Annotated in this window: 15 protein-coding genes; 9 read left to right on the top strand and 6 right to left on the bottom strand. The window is 72.0% G+C overall.

Annotated features, from left to right (window positions below; genetic code table 11):
* Positions 1 to 11: 11 nt before the first annotated feature.
* The 3 genes from AC4D2C_RS07610 to AC4D2C_RS07600 are packed head-to-tail and all read right to left on the bottom strand — an operon-like array spanning position 12 to position 4,665.
* Positions 12 to 980, bottom strand: a complete 969-nt coding sequence (locus AC4D2C_RS07610; protein ID WP_490913828.1) for an NAD-dependent epimerase/dehydratase family protein — start codon at positions 978 to 980, stop codon at positions 12 to 14.
* Entirely contained in the window at positions 977 to 3,646 is a 2,670-nt protein-coding gene (locus tag AC4D2C_RS07605; RefSeq protein ID WP_490913826.1) for an alpha/beta fold hydrolase, read from the bottom strand. Before AC4D2C_RS07605 ends, AC4D2C_RS07610 begins: the two co-directional genes overlap by 4 nt.
* The gene (locus tag AC4D2C_RS07600) at positions 3,640 to 4,665 is read right to left on the bottom strand and encodes a 3-oxoacyl-ACP synthase III (RefSeq protein WP_490913825.1); all 1,026 of its coding nucleotides are present in this window, start codon (positions 4,663 to 4,665) and stop codon (positions 3,640 to 3,642) included. Before AC4D2C_RS07600 ends, AC4D2C_RS07605 begins: the two co-directional genes overlap by 7 nt.
* Positions 4,666 to 4,939: 274 nt before the next feature.
* Here AC4D2C_RS07600 and smc point away from each other — a divergent pair, with 274 nt between their 5' ends.
* On the top strand, positions 4,940 to 8,563 hold the full coding sequence (gene smc, locus AC4D2C_RS07595) for a chromosome segregation protein SMC (protein WP_490913823.1): 3,624 nt from the start codon (positions 4,940 to 4,942) through the stop codon (positions 8,561 to 8,563).
* On the opposite strand, the gene AC4D2C_RS07590 is transcribed toward smc, so the two are convergent.
* Complete coding sequence (locus AC4D2C_RS07590; RefSeq protein WP_490913821.1) at positions 8,556 to 9,824, bottom strand: MFS transporter; 1,269 nt, start codon at positions 9,822 to 9,824, stop codon at positions 8,556 to 8,558. The two genes, smc and AC4D2C_RS07590, sit on opposite strands and share 8 nt — an antisense overlap.
* Positions 9,825 to 9,888: 64 nt before the next feature.
* Here AC4D2C_RS07590 and ftsY point away from each other — a divergent pair, with 64 nt between their 5' ends.
* From ftsY to AC4D2C_RS07575, 3 genes are all read left to right on the top strand, one after another.
* The gene (gene ftsY, locus AC4D2C_RS07585) at positions 9,889 to 11,082 is read left to right on the top strand and encodes a signal recognition particle-docking protein FtsY (protein ID WP_490913820.1); all 1,194 of its coding nucleotides are present in this window, start codon (positions 9,889 to 9,891) and stop codon (positions 11,080 to 11,082) included.
* A gap of 202 nt (positions 11,083 to 11,284) precedes the next feature.
* Positions 11,285 to 12,613, top strand: coding sequence for an ammonium transporter (locus AC4D2C_RS07580; protein ID WP_490913819.1), 1,329 nt, complete (start codon positions 11,285 to 11,287; stop codon positions 12,611 to 12,613).
* Entirely contained in the window at positions 12,610 to 12,948 is a 339-nt protein-coding gene (locus tag AC4D2C_RS07575; protein ID WP_043445797.1) for a P-II family nitrogen regulator, read from the top strand. The genes AC4D2C_RS07580 and AC4D2C_RS07575 overlap by 4 nt, the downstream gene beginning before the upstream one ends.
* A gap of 92 nt (positions 12,949 to 13,040) precedes the next feature.
* Here AC4D2C_RS07575 and AC4D2C_RS07570 read toward each other — a convergent pair whose 3' ends face one another.
* Positions 13,041 to 14,480: a glucose-6-phosphate dehydrogenase gene (locus tag AC4D2C_RS07570; RefSeq protein ID WP_490913818.1), complete on the bottom strand. Its 1,440-nt coding sequence runs from the start codon at positions 14,478 to 14,480 to the stop codon at positions 13,041 to 13,043.
* Between the two features lie 169 nt (positions 14,481 to 14,649).
* On the opposite strand from AC4D2C_RS07570, the gene ffh reads away from it, so the two are divergent.
* The 3 genes from ffh (at position 14,650) to AC4D2C_RS07555 (ending at position 17,986) form a co-directional block, all read left to right on the top strand.
* The gene (gene ffh / locus AC4D2C_RS07565) at positions 14,650 to 16,230 is read left to right on the top strand and encodes a signal recognition particle protein (protein WP_490907870.1); all 1,581 of its coding nucleotides are present in this window, start codon (positions 14,650 to 14,652) and stop codon (positions 16,228 to 16,230) included.
* Between the two features lie 47 nt (positions 16,231 to 16,277).
* Positions 16,278 to 16,985, top strand: a complete 708-nt coding sequence (locus AC4D2C_RS07560; protein WP_490913817.1) for an alpha/beta fold hydrolase — start codon at positions 16,278 to 16,280, stop codon at positions 16,983 to 16,985.
* Positions 16,986 to 17,098: 113 nt separating this feature from the next.
* A complete protein-coding gene (locus AC4D2C_RS07555; protein WP_490913816.1) occupies positions 17,099 to 17,986 on the top strand; it encodes a VOC family protein in 888 nt (295 codons plus the stop codon).
* Between the two features lie 4 nt (positions 17,987 to 17,990).
* Here AC4D2C_RS07555 and AC4D2C_RS07550 read toward each other — a convergent pair whose 3' ends face one another.
* The gene (locus AC4D2C_RS07550; protein WP_490913815.1) at positions 17,991 to 18,857 is read right to left on the bottom strand and encodes a phytanoyl-CoA dioxygenase family protein; all 867 of its coding nucleotides are present in this window, start codon (positions 18,855 to 18,857) and stop codon (positions 17,991 to 17,993) included.
* Between the two features lie 268 nt (positions 18,858 to 19,125).
* On the opposite strand from AC4D2C_RS07550, the gene rpsP reads away from it, so the two are divergent.
* Positions 19,126 to 19,530, top strand: a complete 405-nt coding sequence (rpsP, locus tag AC4D2C_RS07545) for a 30S ribosomal protein S16 (protein ID WP_334210237.1) — start codon at positions 19,126 to 19,128, stop codon at positions 19,528 to 19,530.
* A gap of 1 nt (position 19,531) precedes the next feature.
* Positions 19,532 to 19,777, top strand: coding sequence for an RNA-binding protein (locus AC4D2C_RS07540; protein WP_104050540.1), 246 nt, complete (start codon positions 19,532 to 19,534; stop codon positions 19,775 to 19,777).
* Positions 19,778 to 19,882 lie beyond the last annotated feature (105 nt).

Raw genomic sequence — 19,882 nt, 5'->3', positions numbered from 1 at the left:
CGCCGGAGCCCCTAGCGCGAGTAGTGCCGGGCCAGCCGCTCGAAGCCCTCGTCGATGCTGACGTCCGGCTCCCAGCCGAGGACTTCGCGCGTGCGCCGCTGGTCGAACCAGTGCGCGGTCGAGAGCTGTTCGGCCAGGAAGCGGGTCATGGGGGGCTCCTCGGTGCGGCCCGCGGCGAGCCAGGCGCGCTCGATCACCGCTCCCGCGCCTCGGGCGAGCGCTCCGGGTACCGACCATGCCGGTGGCGCCACCCCGCCCGCGCGGCAGATCCCGGCCACGAGCTCCGCGATGGGGCGCGGCTCGCCGTTCGTGACCACGAAGGCCCGACCCTGGGCGGCGTCCATGCGTCGCAGGCAGGCGACGATCGCCGAGGCCGCGTTGTCCACGTAGGTCGTGTCGATGAGGGCGGTGCCGCCATCGAGCAGGGGCAGGCGGCGGCGGCGCGCCCGGTCGATGACGCGTTCGACGAGCTGCGTGTCGCCCGGACCCCACACGATGTGCGGGCGTACCGCGGCGACGCGGAAGCCCGGCCCGGAGCGGCCGAGTGCCAGCAGCTCCGCGGCTGCCTTCGTCCTCGCGTAGTCGCCGCGCGCAGAGGCAGGATCGGCGGGGCCGGCAGGAGCGCCGACGAGGGACGACCCGTCGTGGGCGACCGAGGGGGAGGAGACCTGCACGACGTCGGTCGCACCGGCGTCCTGCGCCGCGTCGAGCAGCCGCCTCGTGCCCTCGACGTTGACGCGGTCGAACTCCGCTGCGGCGCCCGTGAAGGAGACCTTCGCCGCCAGGTGGATCACCGCCGTGCACCCGCGCACCGCGGCCATGACGGCACCCGGGTCCTCGATGGACCCGAGGGAGTCCTGTGCGCCCGGGACGCCGGAGGGGCGGCGCTGGAAGCACCGCACGTCGCGCCCGTCGGCGATCAGGTGCTGCGCGACGGCGCGTCCGAGCATGCCGCTCGCGCCGGTCACGAGGACCGTCACAGGGAGCCCGCCCGCCCGCCGGACAGGAAGCGGCCGCTCCACGCGGCGATCCGGGTGCGGTCGATCTTCGCGTTGTGGCGGACGTCGACGGGCAGTGCGGGGACCGCGATCACGGCCGCGAGGTCGACGCCGAGCCCACGCGCTGCCGTGCGGGCCGCGGCGGCCAGCGGAGCGTCCGCGAGGCGAGGACGCCGTCCCGCCGTGTCGGTCTCGAGGACCGCGACGACGGCCTGTGTGCCGGCGGGGCCGACGCCGACGACGGCGGCCAACCGGACACCGTTCAGTGTCTCCAGCGCCTGCTCGAGCCCGACTGGCGTCAGGACGCCGGCGGCGGAGGTGATGACGTGGCCCAGCCGGCCCTCGACCCACAGGCGCCCCCCGGCGTCGAAGTGGCCCACGTCGCCTGTGCGGTGCCACGGTCCGGTCCGTGCCGCGTCCTGCTGCGTCCGCCACAGCCGGAAGTACCGGTCCTTGACGTGCGGGGCGTCGACGAGGATCTCACCCGTGACACCGGGCGTCGCGGCGGGTGCGCCGGTCGCCGCACCGGCGCCGTCGAGCGGGCTGACGGCCACGCGGGCCCCGTGGACGGGCACGCCCACGCAGACGCCGTTCCCTGCGCCCTCCGCAGAAGACGCCGCGGCGGCCCGGATGCCGTCCAGGTCGATGTCCGCGACGAGGAGGGACTCCGTCATCCCGTAGGGCGTGTGGAGGGCGGCTGCGGGCACGAGGGACTGGACGGCGTCGAGCAGCGGGACGGGGATCGGCGCACCGGCCGACAGCAGGAGGGAGATCCGGCCGAGGGCGCGCCGGCCGTCGGCGTCGAGGTCCGACGACGTCGCCAGGACGTTCCGCAGGGCCGCAGGTGAGGCGAACACGAGGGTCGCGTCGACGGCGCCGGCGGCAGCGGCCAGCGCCCGGGCCGTCAGGGTCCGCGGGGCCGTCACGTCCATGGCCGGGGTCACGGACGTCGCGCCGAGTGCGGGCCCGAGAAGGGCGAAGGGCGCGAACCCGGCCACGAGCGCCGTTCCCGGTCCCAGGCCGAGGGTGCGCTCGACGGCGTCACGCATCGCGGAGAGCTGCCGGTGCGTGTAGACCACGCCCTTGGCGGGACCGGTGGAACCCGAGGTGAACAGGATCGCTGCATCGGCGTCGGCATCGGGCGCAGGGACGTCCGGGACGGGATGGGCGGCGCGGAGGTCGCCGAGGGAGGCCTCCACGTGCAGCGCCCTCCGCTTCGCCGCCGGGAGGGGTCCCACGCCGATGCGGCGGCCGGGCCACCCGAAGGCGCGGGCGGCGAGGAGGGCCCGTTCGATGCCGATCACGACGTCGGGCGCTGCGCCCTTGACCGCCCTGCTGAGGCCGCGGGCGCCGAGACCGGCGTCCGCGACGACGATGACCGCGCCGATCCGCAGGCATGCGTAGATCAGGACGGTGAGGTCCACGCCGGGCGGTACCAGGAGACTGACCCGGGTGCCGGGGCCGTACCCGAGCGCGGTGAGTCCCGCGGCGACGGCGGCGACGTCGTCGTCGAGCTGGCGCCAGGACAGCATGCGCGGGGCACCCGTGGCCGTCATCTCGGCGACCGCCGTCGTCGAGCCCTCGGGGCTGCCCGCAAGGTCGGCGAGGCGCCGGCCGAGCGGAACGTAGGGGACGGCGTCGCGGGAGCGGGCGGGATCCGCGGCGGTGGCTGCGGTGGCGCTGGCCGGGGCGGCTGGTCCGGTGGCTGCTCCTGCTGCTGTCCCGACGGTGCCGGCGCCGACGGAGCGGGCCGCGAGCCACTCCACGGCGGTCGACGCCGTGTCGGCGTCCTCCTGCACGAGGTGGCCCGCGTGTTCGAAGCGGTGGATGTCCGCGTGGGGTAGCCGCCCGGCAAGGTCCTCGAGGTAGGTGTCCGAGAAGATCGGGTCGTGCGGGCCCCACATCATCAGGACGGGGACGTCGAGGCTGCGGATGCCCTCCGCCGTCGCGGTGAGCGCCGGGTAGCTCGGGTGCGAGGACTCGGCGGGGATGTCCGAGACGAAGTTCGCGATGCCCTGGCGGTCCGTCGCGGACCGGTAGGGGGCGCGGAAGGCGCGGCGGACCTCGCGGTCGAGCGCGGGCCGCGCGAGGCCGAGCGTGACGTCGAGGAAGGCGGTGCTGGTCCGCGTACCGAGCCGGTGGACGCCGGGCGCCAGGGCGAGGCGCAGCGGCGCGGGGATCGGGCGGTCCCCGTCTTGGTGGACCGCCGTGTTGGTGAGGACCACGCCGGCCAGGGAGTCCCGGTTGCGGTCGGCGTAGCCGAGGCTGACGACCCCGCCCCAGTCGTGGCCGACCGTGACCACGGGCCCGGTGAGGCCGATGGCGGCGACGAAGTCCTCGAGATCCGTGATGCGGTGGGCGAGTCTGCGGAACACGCCGGTCCGGTCCGAGTAGCCCATGTCGAGCTGGTCGACGGCGATCACGCGCCAGCCGGCGTCGCGTCCTGCTGCGAGGTAGCTACGCCACAGGTAGGACCAGGTGGGGTTGCCGTGCACACACAGCAGCGTGCCCTGCACGGGCCCTGCGAGCTCCGCGCCGTTGTCGAGGTAGTGCCACCGGTGCGTCGTACCCGGGGCGTCGGCGCCGCTGGTCGAGGGCACGTCGATGCGCGCCGACCACGAGGGATCGACGCCGGGGAGTGCTACCACACAAGCTCCATCATCGAGGTGTTCAGGCCCGAGCCTACGCCGAGGCACAGCACGCGGTCTCCGGGGGCCAGCGACTGCGACTCCTGGGCGAGGGTCATCGGCAGCGACGCCGGCCCCACGTTGCCCCAGTGCGGGAAGGTGATGGGCACGCGCTCGCGCTCGAGGTCCACGGCCTTGATGATGGCGTTGGTGTACGAGTTGGAGACCTGGTGGGTGACGTAGCGGTCCATGGAATCCCACGCCCAGCCGTCCGCCTGCGCCTCGTGCCACGCGGTGACCACGAGCTCCAGGCCGCCGTCGAGCAGGCCCTTGGTGTCGGTGTACATGCCGTCGATCCCGCCCACGCACAGCTCGTGATGCTGTGTCCCGGCGCGGGACACGCCGCCCAGGATGCGGTGCGAGCCCGGATGCAGGTCGGCCGGGCCGATGACGGCGGCCGCGGCGCCGGACCCGAGGGTGAGGGTCGCGAACTCGGCCAGGAAGTCGGCGCGCGTCGAATCCTCGCGGTTGAGGCGGCGGAACGTCGCCTCCTGCGTGCGCTGGGCGTCCTCGCCCGCGACGATCAGGGCGTATTTGATCTGCCCCGAATCGATCATGTTCGCCGCGAGGGTCATGCCGTTGACGAAGCCGAGGCACGCGTTGGCGAGGTCGAAGTTCATGGCCGAGGACGGTAGCCCCAGCGAATGGTGGATCTTCACGGCCACGGACGGTTCGAGGTTCCGCCGGGTCACCGAGGTGTTGATGAGCAGGCCCACGTCGCCCGGTTCGATGCCGGCCTCGGCCATCGCCTTCGCGCCGGCCTCGATGGCGGCGTCGTCGAAGTCGGACCCCGGTGACCACCAGCGCCGCTCCGTGACGCCCGCCACGCGTTCGAGGAGCCGCTTGGAGAGGCGGAGCCTCTTGAGGCTGGGGGCGAGCCGCTCGTCGAACTCTGCGGAACTGACGACTACCGGCGCCTCCACACTCGTGACGGCGAGCAAGGCCGTGTTGTCATGTCGGAACGTCGCGTTACCGGTCAAATTTCCTGCCTCGTCTTGTCAGCGCCGGTGCGTGGCCGTGAAGGACCCACGGATGGATCGGCCTGGACGCTCTGAATACTGCTGAAACTTTTGTAAGCCTACTTCGCAATGCGGTGGCGGGTCACGCGAAATTCGGCCGGGCGTGCGGCCGGGTCTCCCGATACGCCGCCTCCCACCGGCTCCGTGCGGTCCCCGCTCCGTGCCCGGTGCCCGGCATCGTCGGTGGGTTCCAGTAGATTGGGGAGGTCCTACACCACCTGGAGATCCTGACACCGTGCATCTGAAGAGTCTAACCGTGCGAGGGTTCAAGTCTTTCGCCTCGGCGACCACCTTCGACTTCGAACCCGGCGTCACCGCCGTCGTGGGGCCCAACGGCTCCGGCAAGTCGAACGTGGTGGACGCGCTCGCCTGGGTGATGGGGGAGCAGGGCGCCAAGACGCTGCGCGGCGGCAAGATGGAGGACGTCATCTTCGCGGGGACGTCCGGCGCGGCCGGCCGGGCCCCGCTGGGCAGGGCGCAGGTGTCGCTCACCATCGACAACAGCGACGGCGCCCTCCCCATCGAGTACACCGAGGTCACCATCAGCCGCACGCTCTTCAGGGCGGGCGGCTCGGAGTACGCGATCAACGGCAGGAGCTGCCGGCTGCTCGACATCCAGGAGCTGCTCTCCGACTCCGGGCTGGGCCGGGAGATGCACGTGATCGTCGGCCAGGGCCAGCTCGACAAGGTGCTGCACGCCACACCCGAGGACCGGCGCGGCTTCATCGAGGAGGCCGCCGGGATCCTGAAGCACCGTCGCCGCCGCGAGAAGACCGTCCGGAAGCTCGATGCAATGCAGGCGAACCTCGCGCGGCTGTCCGATCTCACAGCGGAGCTGCGGCGGCAGCTGACACCCCTCGGGAAGCAGGCCGAGGTGGCCCGTAGGGCCCAGCAGGTGCAGTTCGCCGTCCGGGACGCGCGGTCGCGCCTGCTCGCCGACGACCTCGTCACCCTGCGAGCGGGTCTTGCACGCGACACCGCGGCCGAGGCGGCGCTGCAGGCGCGCCGCGAGGAGGTCGAGGCGGAGCTCGGCGCCGCCCAGGAACGTCAGGCGCACCTCGAGCAGGCCGCCGCCGCGTCCGTCCCGGCGCTCAACCGAGCCCGGGAGACGTGGTACGCGCTCTCGAGCGTCCGGGAGAAGCTCGCGGCACTTGCGGACCGCGCCGAGGACCGGGGCTCCCTCCTCGGGCAGGGCGGCACCGAACCGGACCAGGGCCGCGACCCCGACCACCTGGACCGGCAGGCCGAGCGTCTCCGCACCGAGGTGGGGGTCCTGCAGGAGGAGGTCGCATCGCTCACGCGCGCCCTCGAGCACACCCTCGCTGCGCGCCGGGCGGCCGAGGAGGCCTCCTCCGCCGAGGACGCGCGGCTCGCGCGGCTCCTCCGGGCCGCGGCGGACCGGCGCGAGGGCGACGCGCGGCTCGCGGGAACCGTAGGTGCGGCTCGCTCACGCGTCGAGTCCGCCGTCGCCGAACTCGGCCGCCTCCGGGCATCCATCACCGCCGCCGACGAACGGCGCCGGACCGCCCAACGCGATTTCGCGGCCCTCGAGACCCAGGTGGCCGGCGCCGAGCAGGGGGAGGAAGGGCTCGACGCGGAGTACGAGGACGCCGCCGCCGTCCTGGCGGCCGCCACCGAGGAGCGGGAGGCCCTCGTCGAAGAGGAGCGTGCGGCCGACCGCGCGCGCGGCGCCCTCGCGGCCCGGCTCGAGGCGCAGCGTGAGGGCCTGCAGCAGCGCGACGGCTCGGCGGCACTCCTCGCCGCAGCACTCGACGGCGTGGGCTCGCCGCTCGCTCAGCTCCTCCACGTGGTGCCGGGCTTCGAGAAGGCCGTCGCCGCGGCACTCGCCCACGCCGCGGACGCCGTCACCGTCGACAGCGTCCCGGCAGCCGTCCGCGCCCTGGAATTCCTCAAGCACGACGACGCCGGGCAGGTGTCGCTCGTCGTCGCACCCGGCGAGCCGGGGCACGACGGGCCCCCGGCATCCCCCCCATACCCGGCATCCCCGGCGCACGACGCGCCGGTGCCCGCCCTGGACGTCGTGACCGTACCGGCCGCTGTCCGGCCCGCTGTCGACGACCTCCTGGCCGGCGTCGTCATCGTCGAGGACCTCGCCCGGGCCGCCCGCCTGGTGGAGGACGGGACGGCGTCCGTGGCCGTCACGCGTGACGGCGACCTGCTGTCCCGGTACACCGCGCGCGGCGGGACGCCAGGGGCCGCCGGTTACCTCGAAGTGCGGGCAGCGGCCGATCGGACGGAGGCTGACCTCTCGGAGGCCGCCGCCGCGACCGAGCGCCTGCGGTTCCGGCTGTCCGCCGTCACCGCACGCCGGCAGTCCGCCCAGCAGCGCGTGGACGCGGCCCTGGAACGCCTCCACGAATCCGACGCCCGGATGGCGGCCGGTGCCGAGAAGCTCGGCCAGCTGAACGCGACCCTCCGCTCGGCAGCCGGCGAGGCGGAACGCCTCGCTTCCCTGGTGCGCGCCGCCGAGGCGAACCTCGTCCAGGAGGAGGCGAAACTGCAGGAGGCCGCCCGGCGCCTGCAGGACCTGCAGGAGCAGCCCGTCGAGGCCGAGCCCTCCACCGAGCAGCGCGACGCCCTGCAGCGCGCCGCCGTCGACGCCCGGCAGGCCGAACTCGACGCCCGTCTGGCACTCCGTGGCCGGGAGGAGCAGCTCTCCGCGCTCACCAACCGCGCCGCATCGCTCGAACGCGCCGCCCAGTCCGAGCGCCGCGCACGGGAGCAGGCCGCCGAGAAGGCGAGGATCCGCGCAGCGCAGGCCCGCAAGGCCGCTGCCGTCGCCACGGCCGCACGCCGCGCCGAGCGCGCCGCCGCCGCCTCCGTCGCCGCGGCCGCCGACCACCGCGACGCCGCCGAGCGCCTGCGCGAGGAGCAGGACGCCGAACTCCGGCAGGTGCGCAGGGCCACCGCGGACCTCGCCGTCGACCTCGCGCGGTTGACCGATTCCGTGCACCGCGACGAGATCGCCCGCACGCAGCAGAGGCTCAGGATCGAGGCCCTCGAGGACCGGGCCATCGAGGAGCTGGGACTGACCCCGGACCACCTCGTCGACGAGTTCGGTCCGCACCTGCCCGTACCTGCGGACGCGGCGCCGGAGGACAAGTGGGCCGCCCTGCGGGCGCCGGTCGACGACGACGGCAACCCCGTGCCGGTGGGCGTGCCGTTCGTGCGCGAGCAGCAGGAGAAGAGGCTCAGGCGCGCCGAAAGGGACCTGGCGGCCCTCGGGAAGGTGAACCCGCTGGCGCTCGAGGAGTTCGCCGCGCTCGAGGAGCGGCACCAGTTCCTCAGCGAGCAGCTGGCCGACCTCAAGGCCACCCGGAAGGACCTCCTGGACATCATCCGGGATGTCGACGAGCGTGTGGAGCAGGTCTTCACGGCGGCCTTCCAGGACACCGCCGCGCAGTTCGAGCGCGTCTTCGCGACGCTGTTCCCGGGCGGTGAGGGCCGGCTGGTCCTCACCGACCCCTCGGACATGCTCACCACGGGGATCGAGGTCGAGGCCCGGCCTGCGGGCAAGAAGATCAAGCGGCTGTCCCTCCTCTCGGGCGGGGAGCGCTCCCTGACGGCCGTGGCACTCCTCGTCGCGATCTTCAAGGCGCGGCCCTCGCCGTTCTACGTCATGGACGAGGTGGAGGCGGCCCTCGACGACACCAACCTGGGCCGGCTCCTCACGATCTTCCGGGAACTGCGGGAGTCCAGCCAGCTGATCATCATCACCCACCAGAAGCGCACCATGGAGGTGGCGGACGCGCTCTACGGCGTCACGATGCGCGGCGACGGCGTGTCCACCGTGATCAGCCAGCGCCTGGACGCCGCGGTGGAACCGGCGCTCAGCTGACCGGACCGTCCGGGGCCGGGCGGGCCGCCGCGGGGAGCGTCTCCCGCGCCGCGAGCCACACTGCCGCGGCGACGACGGCGAGGCCGCCGGTCACCACGAAGGCGAGGTCGTAGGAGCCGACGAAGAGCCGGTCGATGATGATGCCCGCCACGATGGGGCCGAAGATCGCGCCCAGGTCGGAGCTCATCTGGAAGCCCGCGAGCACCTTCCCGCCGCTGCGGTCGTTGCCGATGACGTCCGCGACGGCGGCCTGCTGCGCCGGGTTCAGCAGGCCCGTCCCCACGCCGCCCACGACGCACACGGCGAGGAACACGACGACGTTCCCCGAGTACCCGAGCGCCGCCATGGCGGCGCCGTTGACCAGCAGCCCGGTGACCACGAGGGGCTTCCGGCCGACGGTGTCGGCGAGGCGTCCGGAGACGGTCAGGGCGAGCGCCGTGCCCGCGGCGAAGAACGCGAGGGAGATGCCGGCGATCTGCGGCCCGGCGCCCAGCACCGCGGCGGCGAACAGCGGCACGAGGGCCATGCGGATGCCGAACGAGGACCACCCGTTGGCGAAGCTGGACACGAGGGCCGCGCGGTAGGCGGAGTCCCTGACGGCGTCGCGGACGGTCAGGGGGGCGATGTCCCGGGCCGCCTGGCGGTCCGCGAGCGAGGTGCCCTTGAGCTGGAAGAAGACCACGGCCGAGGCGACGAGGAGAGCCCCCGCGTAGACGAGGAACGGCACGCGCAGCCCGAACCCGGCGAGCAGCCCGCCGAGGATGGGACCGCCGATGCTCCCGAGCAGGAAGGCGGTCGCGTAGGCGCCCGAGACACGACCCCGGATGGACGGCGGCGCGAGCCGGACGATCAGGCCCATCGCCGACACGGTGAACATGGTCGACCCGATGCCGCCGAGGCCGCGGAAGACGAGGAGCTGCCAGTAGTCGCCCGCGAAGGCGCAGGCCGCGGTGGACAGGGCGACGATGAGCAGGCCGACGATGTACACGGGACGCTCGCCGAGCCGCTCCACGAGCCACCCGCCCGCCGGCGCGAACACCAGCCGGGTGAAGGCGAACGCGCTGACGATCACCGAGGCCGCCGTGACCCCCACGTCGAAGCTCCGGGCGAACTGAGGGAGGATCGGGGCCACGAGGCCGAACCCGATGGCGATGACGAAGGCCGCCGCGATGAGCACCCTGATCTCGCGGGGGATACGCTCGCGGTCCGCCTGCCCGGGTCGTTGCGGGAATGGGGCGCGCGCGCGAGGGAATCCGGCCATGGTCCCTGAATTCTGTCACCCGCGCGCCGGGATGCTCAATCGGCCCGTATGAGAAGGTGGATCGGTGAACGAACTCCTCCTGCCTGTCATCTTCGTCATCCTCGCGATCGTCGTGATCGGGTCGGTCGCGACCCTCCTCGTCCGCGGCCGCCGCACGCCCCCGGGGCTCTACCCGTCACCGCGCGATCCGGATGACCTGGAGGCCGGCGGCGCCCACGGTGCGACGTCCACCGATGTCCTCGACCGCCCGGACGGCGTGACCACCGATGTGCTCGTTCCCGACGACCTCAGCGGTCTCGACGAGGCGCCGGCCCGGCCGCAGTTCGACACGGTCGACCCCGTGCAGGGCAGGCTCGCCCGCCTGCGCGCCCGCCTCGTGCGGTCCAACAACGCCCTCGGCAAGGGCCTCCTCGCGCTGCTGTCGCGCGACACGATCGACGAGGACGTCTGGGACGAGGTCGAGGAGACACTCCTCCTGGCGGACCTCGGCACCGAGCCGACCATGGAGCTCGTCGACGCCCTGCGCGAGCGTGTCAAGGTGGCCGGCAGCCGCGACGCCGCGGAGGTCAAGGACATGCTCCGGGAGGAGCTCATCAAACTGGTCGACCCGTCGATGGACCGCTCCCTCGCGACGCTGCGCCACGCCGACCGGCCCGCCATCGTGATGGTCGTCGGCGTCAACGGCGTCGGCAAGACCACCACGGTCGGCAAGCTGGCCCGGGTCCTCGTCGCCGACGACAAGGACGTCATCCTCGGGGCAGCGGACACCTTCCGCGCCGCCGCCGCCGAGCAGCTCGCCACCTGGGGGGCGCGCGTGGGCGTACCGACCGTCAAGTCCGACGTCGACGGCGCCGACCCCGCGTCGGTCGCGTTCGAGGCCGTGAAGGCCGGCATCGAACAGGAGGTCGACGTCGTCCTGATCGACACCGCCGGGCGCCTGCAGAACAAGGTGGGCCTCATGGACGAGCTCGGCAAGGTCAAGCGCGTGGTCGAGAAGCAGGGCACCGTCGACGAGGTACTCCTGGTCCTCGACGCGACGACGGGGCAGAACGGCCTCAGCCAGGCCCGCGTGTTCGCCGAGGTCGTGAACATCACCGGCATCGTCCTGACCAAGCTCGACGGGACGGCGAAGGGCGGCATCGTGGTGGCCATCCAGCGCAGTCTCGGCGTCCCGGTCAAGCTGATCGGTCTCGGTGAGGGCGCGGACGACCTCGCCCCGTTCGACGCCGAGGGCTTCGTCGACGCACTGCTCGCCTAGGGGACCGCCGAGGGGCCCGCCGAGAGCTGCGACGGCGTCGCCGGCCGACGCGAAACCTGTCCGAAACACGCGTGTCACGCGTCTTTTACCCGGACCCGATCTCCGTAACCTGCGCGCAACACGACACCCAGCAGCCGGAAACACGCGCAACGCATTCTGGAAGGGCGGGAAGTCCCCGCCCTCTTCGGAAGGACAGCGTTCGATGGATCTGACAGCAGGCCATGTCTGGGTGATGATCTCAGCCGCCCTCGTACTACTCATGACCCCCGGCCTCGCCTTCTTCTACGGCGGCATGACCCGCGCCAAGGCCGCCCTCAACATGATGATGATGAGCTTCATCGCGGTCGGCCTCGTGGGGATCGTCTGGGTCCTCTGGGGCTACTCCATGACGGGCGGGGACGGCGTCGCGCAGCTCTTCGGCAACCCGTTCGCCTCGTTCGGCCTGACGAATCTCATCGGCACCGAGGACCTGATCGGCGCCGGCTACGGAGCCACGTTCGCCATCATCACCGTGGCGCTCATCAGCGGTGCGATCGCCGACCGCGCCAAGTTCGGCGCCTGGACGCTCTTCGTGCCCATCTGGGTCACGGCCGTGTACTGCCCCCTCGCGTTCATGGTGTGGGGCGGCGGGCTCCTCAGCGCCGACGGCGCCGTGGGCGGCGCCGTCGGAGAGGCCGTCGACTTCGCGGGCGGCACCGTGGTGCACATCAGCGCCGGTGTCGCGGCGCTCGTCCTCGCCCTGATCCTCGGCAAGCGCCAGGGCTTCGGCAAGGACCCCGCGCAGCGCCCCCACAACATCCCGTTCGTGATGCTCGGCGCGGCCCTGCTGTGGTTCGGCTGGTTCGGCTTCAACGGTGGCGCGGCGGGCTCGGCCGAGGAGGCCGGCCTCATCTGGGTCAACACCATGGCCGCCCCCGCCGCCGCGATGGTGGGCTGGCTCGTGACGGAACGCATCCGCGACGGCAGGCCGACATCCCTCGGCGCAGCCTCCGGCATCGTCGCCGGCCTCGTGGCCATCACCCCCGCCTGCGCCAACGTCAGCCCGGTGGGGGCCGTGGGCCTGGGCATCGTCTCGGGTGCACTGTGCGCCCTCGCCGTCGGCATCAAGTACCGCCTGGGCTTCGACGACTCGCTCGATGTCGTCGCCGTCCACCTCGTCGCCGGGATCGTCGGCACGCTGTCCCTCGGGTTCATCATGATGCCCGTCGACGGGGTCGGTGGACTGTTCTACGGCGCCGGCCCGGGCCAGCTCGTCGCCCAGGTCGTGGCGGCGGCGATCGCCATCGCCCTGTCCGCGGTCATGACCGCGATCATCGGTCTGGCCATCCACAAGACCATCGGCTTCCGCATCAGCTCCGACAGCGAGGTGTCCGGCGTCGACCTCTCGGAGCACGCCGAGACCGCCTACGAGTTCGGCGGGCTCGGCGTGGGTGGGTCCTTCCACCCCTTCGCCGAGCAGATGTTCGGGCAGCGGAAGTCAGCAGAACCTCAGACCACCCAGCAGAACGTCACGGAGGGCGTAAATTCATGAAACTGGTCACAGCGATCGTCCGTCCCGACAAGCTCGACGGCGTCCGGGGGGCCCTCGAGAACTACGGCGTCCAGGGCCTCACGGTCAGCCAGGCCAGCGGCTACGGCCGCCAGCGCGGCCACACCGAGGTCTACCGGGGCGCCGAGTACACCGTGGATCTCCTGCAGAAAGCGCGCGTCGAGGTCCTCGTTGCAGACGCCTGGGTCACCGACATCGTCGATGTCCTCGTCTCCACCGCCAACACGGGCCGCGCAGGCGACGGCAAGGTGTGGGTCATCCCGGTCGAGGAGGCCGTCCGCGTCCGCACCGGCGAGCGGGGGGAAGCAGCCCTCTAGGCCGGGACAGCGCCGGCCGGCGCGTGCACCACAGAACGGAAGGGCCGCCACCCCGGCGGCCCTTCCGTTCTTTCGTGTGCATGCCGGAGGGCTCAGGCCCGGCCGTGCGACGACGGCCAGGTGTCGGGGCCCGCCGATCCTGCGGTGTACTCCTCGAGGGGCACCCGGTCCTGTGCCCACGCGGTGAGGACGGGTTCCACGATGCGCCAGCAGTCCTCGGCCGTGTCGCCCCGGACGGAGAGGGTCGGGTCGCCCGCCAGGACGCCGTCGAGCACCTCGCCGTAGGGGAGCAGGTCCGACTCGTTGAGGTCCGCGCTGAGGGTGGCCCGGTCCAGCGAGAAGATGTCACCGGGCCCGTTCACGTCGAGTTCCAGCTGCAGGGTGTCGGGCCCGAACCCGATGCGCAGCTTCGTCGGCGCGTCCTGGCCCGTGAACCCGACCGGCAGGTGGCTGACCGGCCGGAACGTGATGACCGCCTCCTTGCGCTTGACGCCGAGCGCCTTGCCGGAGCGCAGGACGAACGGGACGCCCGACCACCGCTCGTTGTTGATGGACACCGTGATCTCCGCGAGTGTCTCGGTGCCCCTGGCGGCATCCACGCCGGATTCGGCGGTGTAGTCGACGATCCGCCGATCGCCGATCGTGCCCGCCGTGTACCGCGCGCGGCGGCTGCTGCCCGGAGCGTCGAGGTGCACGGAGCTCGCCCGGAGGACCGACCCGATGTGGTCGCGCAGGTCGCGCTCGTGCAGGGTCGACGGCGCGTTGAGCGCCAGCAGCGCCATCACGTGGAGCAGGTGGCTCTGGATCATGTCGCGCAGCGCGCCTGCGCCGTCGTAGTAGCGGGCGCGGTTCTCGAGGGCGAGGTCCTCGTCGAAGATGATCTCGACCTTCTCGATGTGCAGGTTGTTCCACACCGGCTCCAGGATGCGGTTGGCGAACCGCAGGCCGAGGATGTTGAACACGGTCGCCTTGCCGAGGAAGTGGTCCACGCGGTGGATGTTCTGCTCCGGGACGAGCTTCGAGAGCTTGGCGTTGAGGCGGTGCGCGCTGGCCTGGTCCGTGCCGAACGGCTTCTCCATCACGAGGCGTGTGCTCTTCGGCAGGGAATTCGAGCCCAGGGCGCTGCAGGCCATCTGGCTGACGGCGGGCGGGAGCGCGAAATAGATCGCCACCGGCCCCTCGAGGGTGTCGACGAGCGCGGCCAGGCCGTCCTGGGTGACGTCGATGAGGCGGTAGGAGCTGTCGTCCCGGACCTGCTGCAGCGCCGCGCGCCCGCGCTCGTCCGCCTTCTCCATGGCGGCGGCGAAGGCGCCGTCGAGGCGCTCACGCCACTGCTCGTCCGTCCAGTCGTCGGACCCGGCGCCCACGAGCCGCAGCCCGTCGGCGCGCCCGAGGCGGATGAGCCTTGCGAGCCCCGGCAGCAGGAGCCGGCCCGTCAGGTCACCGGAGGCACCCAGGATCAGCAGCGTCCGCACGCGCGTCTCGGCGTCGGCGGGGATGGTGTTGTGTTCGGCGAGCAGTTCAGTGTCCACCTCTTCACCTTGCCACTTATCCCCGCAGGTGTCCTGCTCTCCGACAATGCGGGCGCAATTGCGCCGGACGGCTCGAAGGCGGCTCCGCGGGGTCGTCCTTCCGGGGGTCCCAGTTGATACCCTAGGGAGTTGAGTCTCCATCCTTCCCGATGAAAGAAGTGCACGGCACGTGTTCAATTCACTCTCCGACCGGCTGACTGCGACCTTCAAGAACCTCCGCGGCAAAGGCCGCCTCACCGAGGCGGACATCGACGCGACGGTCCGCGAGATCAGGCGCGCCCTGCTCGACGCCGACGTCGCGGTGCCCGTGGTCCGCGCCTTCACGGCCGCGGTCAAGGAGCGCGCCCTCGGCCTCGAGGTCTCCCAGGCACTGAATCCGGGCCAGCAGGTCGTCAAGATCGTCAACGAGGAACTCGTGGGGATCCTCGGCGGGGAGACGCGCCGCCTCCGGCTCGCGAAGAACCCGCCGACCGTCATCATGCTCGCCGGCCTGCAGGGTGCGGGAAAGACCACCCTCGCCGGGAAGCTGTCCAAGTGGCTCAAGGGCCAGGGCCACAGCCCGCTGCTCGTCGCGTGTGACCTCCAGCGCCCCAACGCCGTCCGGCAGCTCCAGGTCAATGGTGAGCGCGCCGGCGTCCCCGTGTACGCCCCGCACCCCGGCGTCAGCTCCGAGTTCGAGGCCGCCACCGGCGACCCCGTCGCCGTCGCCCGCCAGGGTGTCGCCGAGGCCCGCGCCCGGCTCCACGACGTCGTCATCGTGGACACCGCCGGACGCCTCGGCGTGGACGCCGAGCTCATGCAGCAGGCCGCGGACATCCGCGCCGCGATCAGCCCGGACGAGGTGCTGTTCGTCATCGACGCGATGATCGGCCAGGACGCCGTCAACACCGCGCTCGCCTTCAACGAGGGCGTGGACTTCACCGGCGTCGTGCTGACCAAGCTCGACGGCGATGCCCGCGGCGGCGCCGCCCTCTCGGTCGCCTCCGTCACGGGGAAGCCCGTCATGTTCGCCTCCACGGGCGAGGGACTGGGCGACTTCGAACTGTTCCACCCGGACAGGATGGCCTCGCGCATCCTCGACATGGGCGACATCCTGACCCTGATCGAGCAGGCCGAGCAGTCCTGGGACAAGGACGAAGCCGCCCGGATGGCGAAGAAGTTCGCCGACCAGGAGGACTTCACCCTCGACGACTTCCTCGCCCAGATGCAGCAGATCCGCAACATGGGCTCCATGAAGAAGATGCTCATGATGATGCCGGGTGCGGCCAACATGCGGGAGCAGCTGGAGAACTTCGACGAGCGGGAGATCGACCGCGTCGAGGCGATCGTCCGCTCGATGACCCCGCACGAACGCCTGGCGCCGAAGATCATCAACGGCTCGCGCCGCGCGAGGATCGCGCGCGGTTCCGGCGTGCACGTGTCCGAGGTGAACGGGCTGCTGGAACGGTTCGGCCAGGCGCAGAAGATGATGCGGAAGATGGCCTCCGGCGGTGGCATCCCGGGGATGCCCGGCATGGCCGGACCCGGCGGCTTCGGTGGTCCGCGCAAGAAGGCGGCAGCCGCGAAGGGCAAGAAGAAGCCCCGCTCGGGCAACCCCGCGAAGGCCGCGCAGGAACTGCAGGAAGCCGAGGCACGACGTGCAGCTGCCCGCACCGCCGCGCCCACCGGGGCGGCGTTCGGCGGCCAGCAGGATTTCGACCCGTCGGCCATGAACCTCCCCAAGGGCTTCGACAAGTTCCTCGGCAAGTAGCCCTCCGTGACGGACGGTGGGCCCCCGACGGGGGTCGGGGGACGGTGATGGCGCTCGAGCGCGTGGTGTTCGTCCACGGCAGCGGTTCCTTCGGTGCCGCTGCCTGGCCGCGCCAGCACGGGCTGTCCCTCGACTACGACTGCCTGTACGTCCGGCGGCACGGCTTCTCGGCGGCGGAGGAACCGCTCCCGACCGACCACGGTCGCGACCAGGCCATCATCGCCGAGGCCCTCGGGGGCGGGGGCCACCTCGTCGCCCACTCGCAGGGCGCCGTCTCCGCCATGATGCTCGCCGTCGAGCGCCCGGACCTCGTGCGCACGCTCACGCTGGTCGAGCCCGCCTGCCTGTCCCTGACGGCGGACCTCCCGGCGACCGCCGCGCACATCGCGCGGATGGCGCCCCTGTTCGCGGACCGGGCCGCCATGTCCGACGACGACTTCCTGCGGGCGTTCGTCCGCCGCGTGTTCGACGCGGACGCCCGCATGCCCGCCACACCCGACGCGCGGCGCGACGCCGCCCGGCTGCGGCTCCAGAGCCCTCCGTGGGAGGCGCCCCTGTCGATCGTCCCCGGCGTGCCGACGCTCGTGCTCACGGGCGGGTGGGAGCCGCTGTACGAGGAGGTGGCCGAGTACCTCGCGGGCACCGGTGCCGTCCACCGCATCACGCCGGGCGGCCACCGTCCGCACGACACCGCGGAGGGTGCCGCGCTGATCCGCGCGTTCCTGGCGGCAGCAAGGCTGGACGCGGCGGCCTGAGCCGCCCCGTCCGGGGAGGCGAGGCCCCGCGCCCCCTGATGCAGCGGTCGGGGAATAACTTGAAGCTTCAACGAGTTGTACCGGACACCAACGACCGCACCCCGAGGAGTCGCATGTCCGCCCAGGATCTCCTGCCCGCCGCCACCGCCATGGGTCCGCTGACGCTGAAGGTCGGCGACCTGGCCTCCATGTCCGGCTACTACGCCACCGCCCTCGGCCTCGAGGTGCTCGTCGACGGCCCCGACGCCGTCGTGCTCGGCCGCCGGGGGAGCGCTGTGCTCCGCCTCGAGGAGGCCCGGCACCTGCGGCTCCCGAGCCGCGGCGAGGCGGGCCTGTTCCACACCGCCCTCCTCTTCGCCGATCGCGCGGACCTCGCGGCCGCCGTCGCCTCCGCGGCCCGCCACCCGCTGAGCGCCTACGTGGGCAGCGCCGACCACCTCGTCAGTGAGGCGTTCTACTTCAGCGACCCCGAGGGCAACGGCATCGAACTGTACGTCGACCGGCCACGCGCGGGCTGGCAGTGGACGGACGACGGACGGGGCAATCGCGAGGTCACGATGGGCAGCCTGCCCCTACCGCCTCGGGAGTACATCCGCACGCACCGCACCGAGGCCGCGGCGTCCTCGCCGGAGTCGGGCAGCGCCACGGTGGGGCACGTGCACCTCCAGGTGGGCGACGTGGACACCGCGCGCCGCTTCTACGTCGACGTGCTCGGATTCGAGCGCACCGCGGGCTGGCACGACCAGGCGCTCTTCGTCTCGGCCGGCGGGTACCACCACCACATGGCCGTGAACGTCTGGAACAGCAGGAATGCCGGCCCCCGGAAGGACACCCTCGGACTCGGTGAGGTCCTCATCCGCGTTCCGGCAGCCGACGAGGTGGCGGCCCTCGCCGACCGCCTCGCCTCCGCCGGGATCGGAAGCCATCACACGGGTGCCGAACTGCGCTTCGAGGACCCGTGGCGCAACCGCCTGCGGGTGGAGGTCGCGGACCGCGCCTAGAGCCTCAGGCCTCGCCCATCATGAGCCCCTCGATCGAGTGCTTCTGGGTGATCGGGGTCAGGGTCTCGACCACCGGGCAGCTGAGGTGGTCGCGGACGCGCTGGGGCAGCGAGTCGTAGAACCCGCGGGTGACCGCCATGTCGTGGTGCTCGGCATTGCCCGCCCCCGGGGCGTCGACGCCGAGCACCAGCACCGGCCTCGACTTCTGCGACTCGTTGCGGGTGCCCCGGTGGATCGTGAGGGCCGAGCGTGCCGAGATGTCACCCATCTGCGGGAACTTCCGCTGCGCCAGTGTCTCGTAGCGCGGGTACGCGGCCTTCGGCGGGAACATCTCGTGGTCGAAGCCCTCCGGGAGGTCCCACTGCGTGGTCGGCGCGACCTCGAAGGGGCCCATGTCCTCCTCCGTGTCGACCGCGGTCACGTTGAACGCCAGCGACGTCAGGCGACGGTTCGTCCGGGTCTCGTCGGGCATCGGGAAGTCCCTGTGCCATGGCTGGTTGACTGCGCCGGCGCCCGGCACGTCGAAGCCCAGTTCCACGATCTGGTAGTCCGGGCCGAGCACGGATCCGCAGACCAGGCGGACCCACGGGTGGTCCACCAGTTCGAGCCAGCCCCTCAGCTGCTCGGGGTGGATCTCGACGTAGTAGCGCTTCGGGCCCCGCCCCACGGCGCCGTTCGGGCGCGACAGCGCCTCCTCGAACGCCGCGTCGATGTCCTCGCGCAGCTGTTCGGCCCATTCGCGGGAGAAGGCCTGCTTCTTCGCGATGATGCCCTCCGTATAGATACCGGTGACCGCGGCGGCCACTTCCTCGTCCGCGCCCTCCGGAACGGGGATCTCGATACCCTGGAGCGTCCGTGTCACGTCAGTCATGGTGTTTCCTGTTCTCCTGCTCATGGGGGATGGGTGGCGCCCGGTGCGCCCGGGTCCAGGCGCTCGCGGTGCTCCTCGTCAGGAGGCAGCGCACAGCGCGCCTGAATCGCCTAATTTACGCCTGTCTGGCACAATGGACTCGTACTCGATCCGTGCAGCCCCTCTCTCTGTGCGTGAATTGTGTCCTCTGAACCCCTCCGAATGGCCCGCCCCACGGGAGCAGGACGACGGGTTCGCCCCTTTTCATTTACAAGGAGTGACCACACAAGTGGCCGTAAAGATTCGCCTCAAGCGCATGGGCAAGATCCGCGCACCGTTCTACCGTGTCGTCGTCATGGATGCACGCTCCAAGCGTGACGGCCGTGCCCTCGAAGAGATCGGCAAGTACAACCCGACCGAGGAGCCCTCGTTCATCGAGATCAACTCCGAGCGTGCCCAGTACTGGCTGGGAGTCGGCGCCCAGCCGACCGAGCAGGTCTCCGTCCTGCTGAAGATCACGGGTGACTGGCAGAAGTTCAAGGGACTCAAGGGCCAGGAAGGCACCCTGAGGACCAAGGCGGCCAAGGAGTCGTTCGTGGCTCCCGAGAAGGGTTCCGTCATCGTCCCCGAGGCCATCACGCCGAAGGCGAAGAAGAACGACGACGCCGCCACGGAAGCAACCGAGGCGGAGTAGGTTGCTCGCCGAAGCTCTGGAGCACCTCGTCCGCGGCATCGTCGACAACCCGGACGACGTCCGGGTCTCCGCGAAGAACAACCGTCGCGGCGAGACGCTCGAGGTGCGCGTGCACCAGGAGGACCTCGGCCGCGTGATCGGCCGCCAGGGGCGGACCGCCCGCGCACTGCGCACGGTGGTCGCCGCCCTCGCGAACGGTGAGCCGGTGCGCGTCGACGTCGTCGACACCGACCGCCGCCGGGGCTGACCCTCCCAGAGCCAGGCACGAACCGAATCGGCCCCATCACCAGGACATGGTGGTGGGGCCGATCTCATGCACCACCCGGACGACCCCCGGTCCCACCCACCGACG

It is taken from the genome of Arthrobacter sp. TJ-240 (assembly GCF_058269195.1).
Note: the sequence above shows the minus strand (reverse complement) of the source record. Positions and strands in the feature narration are given on the sequence as shown.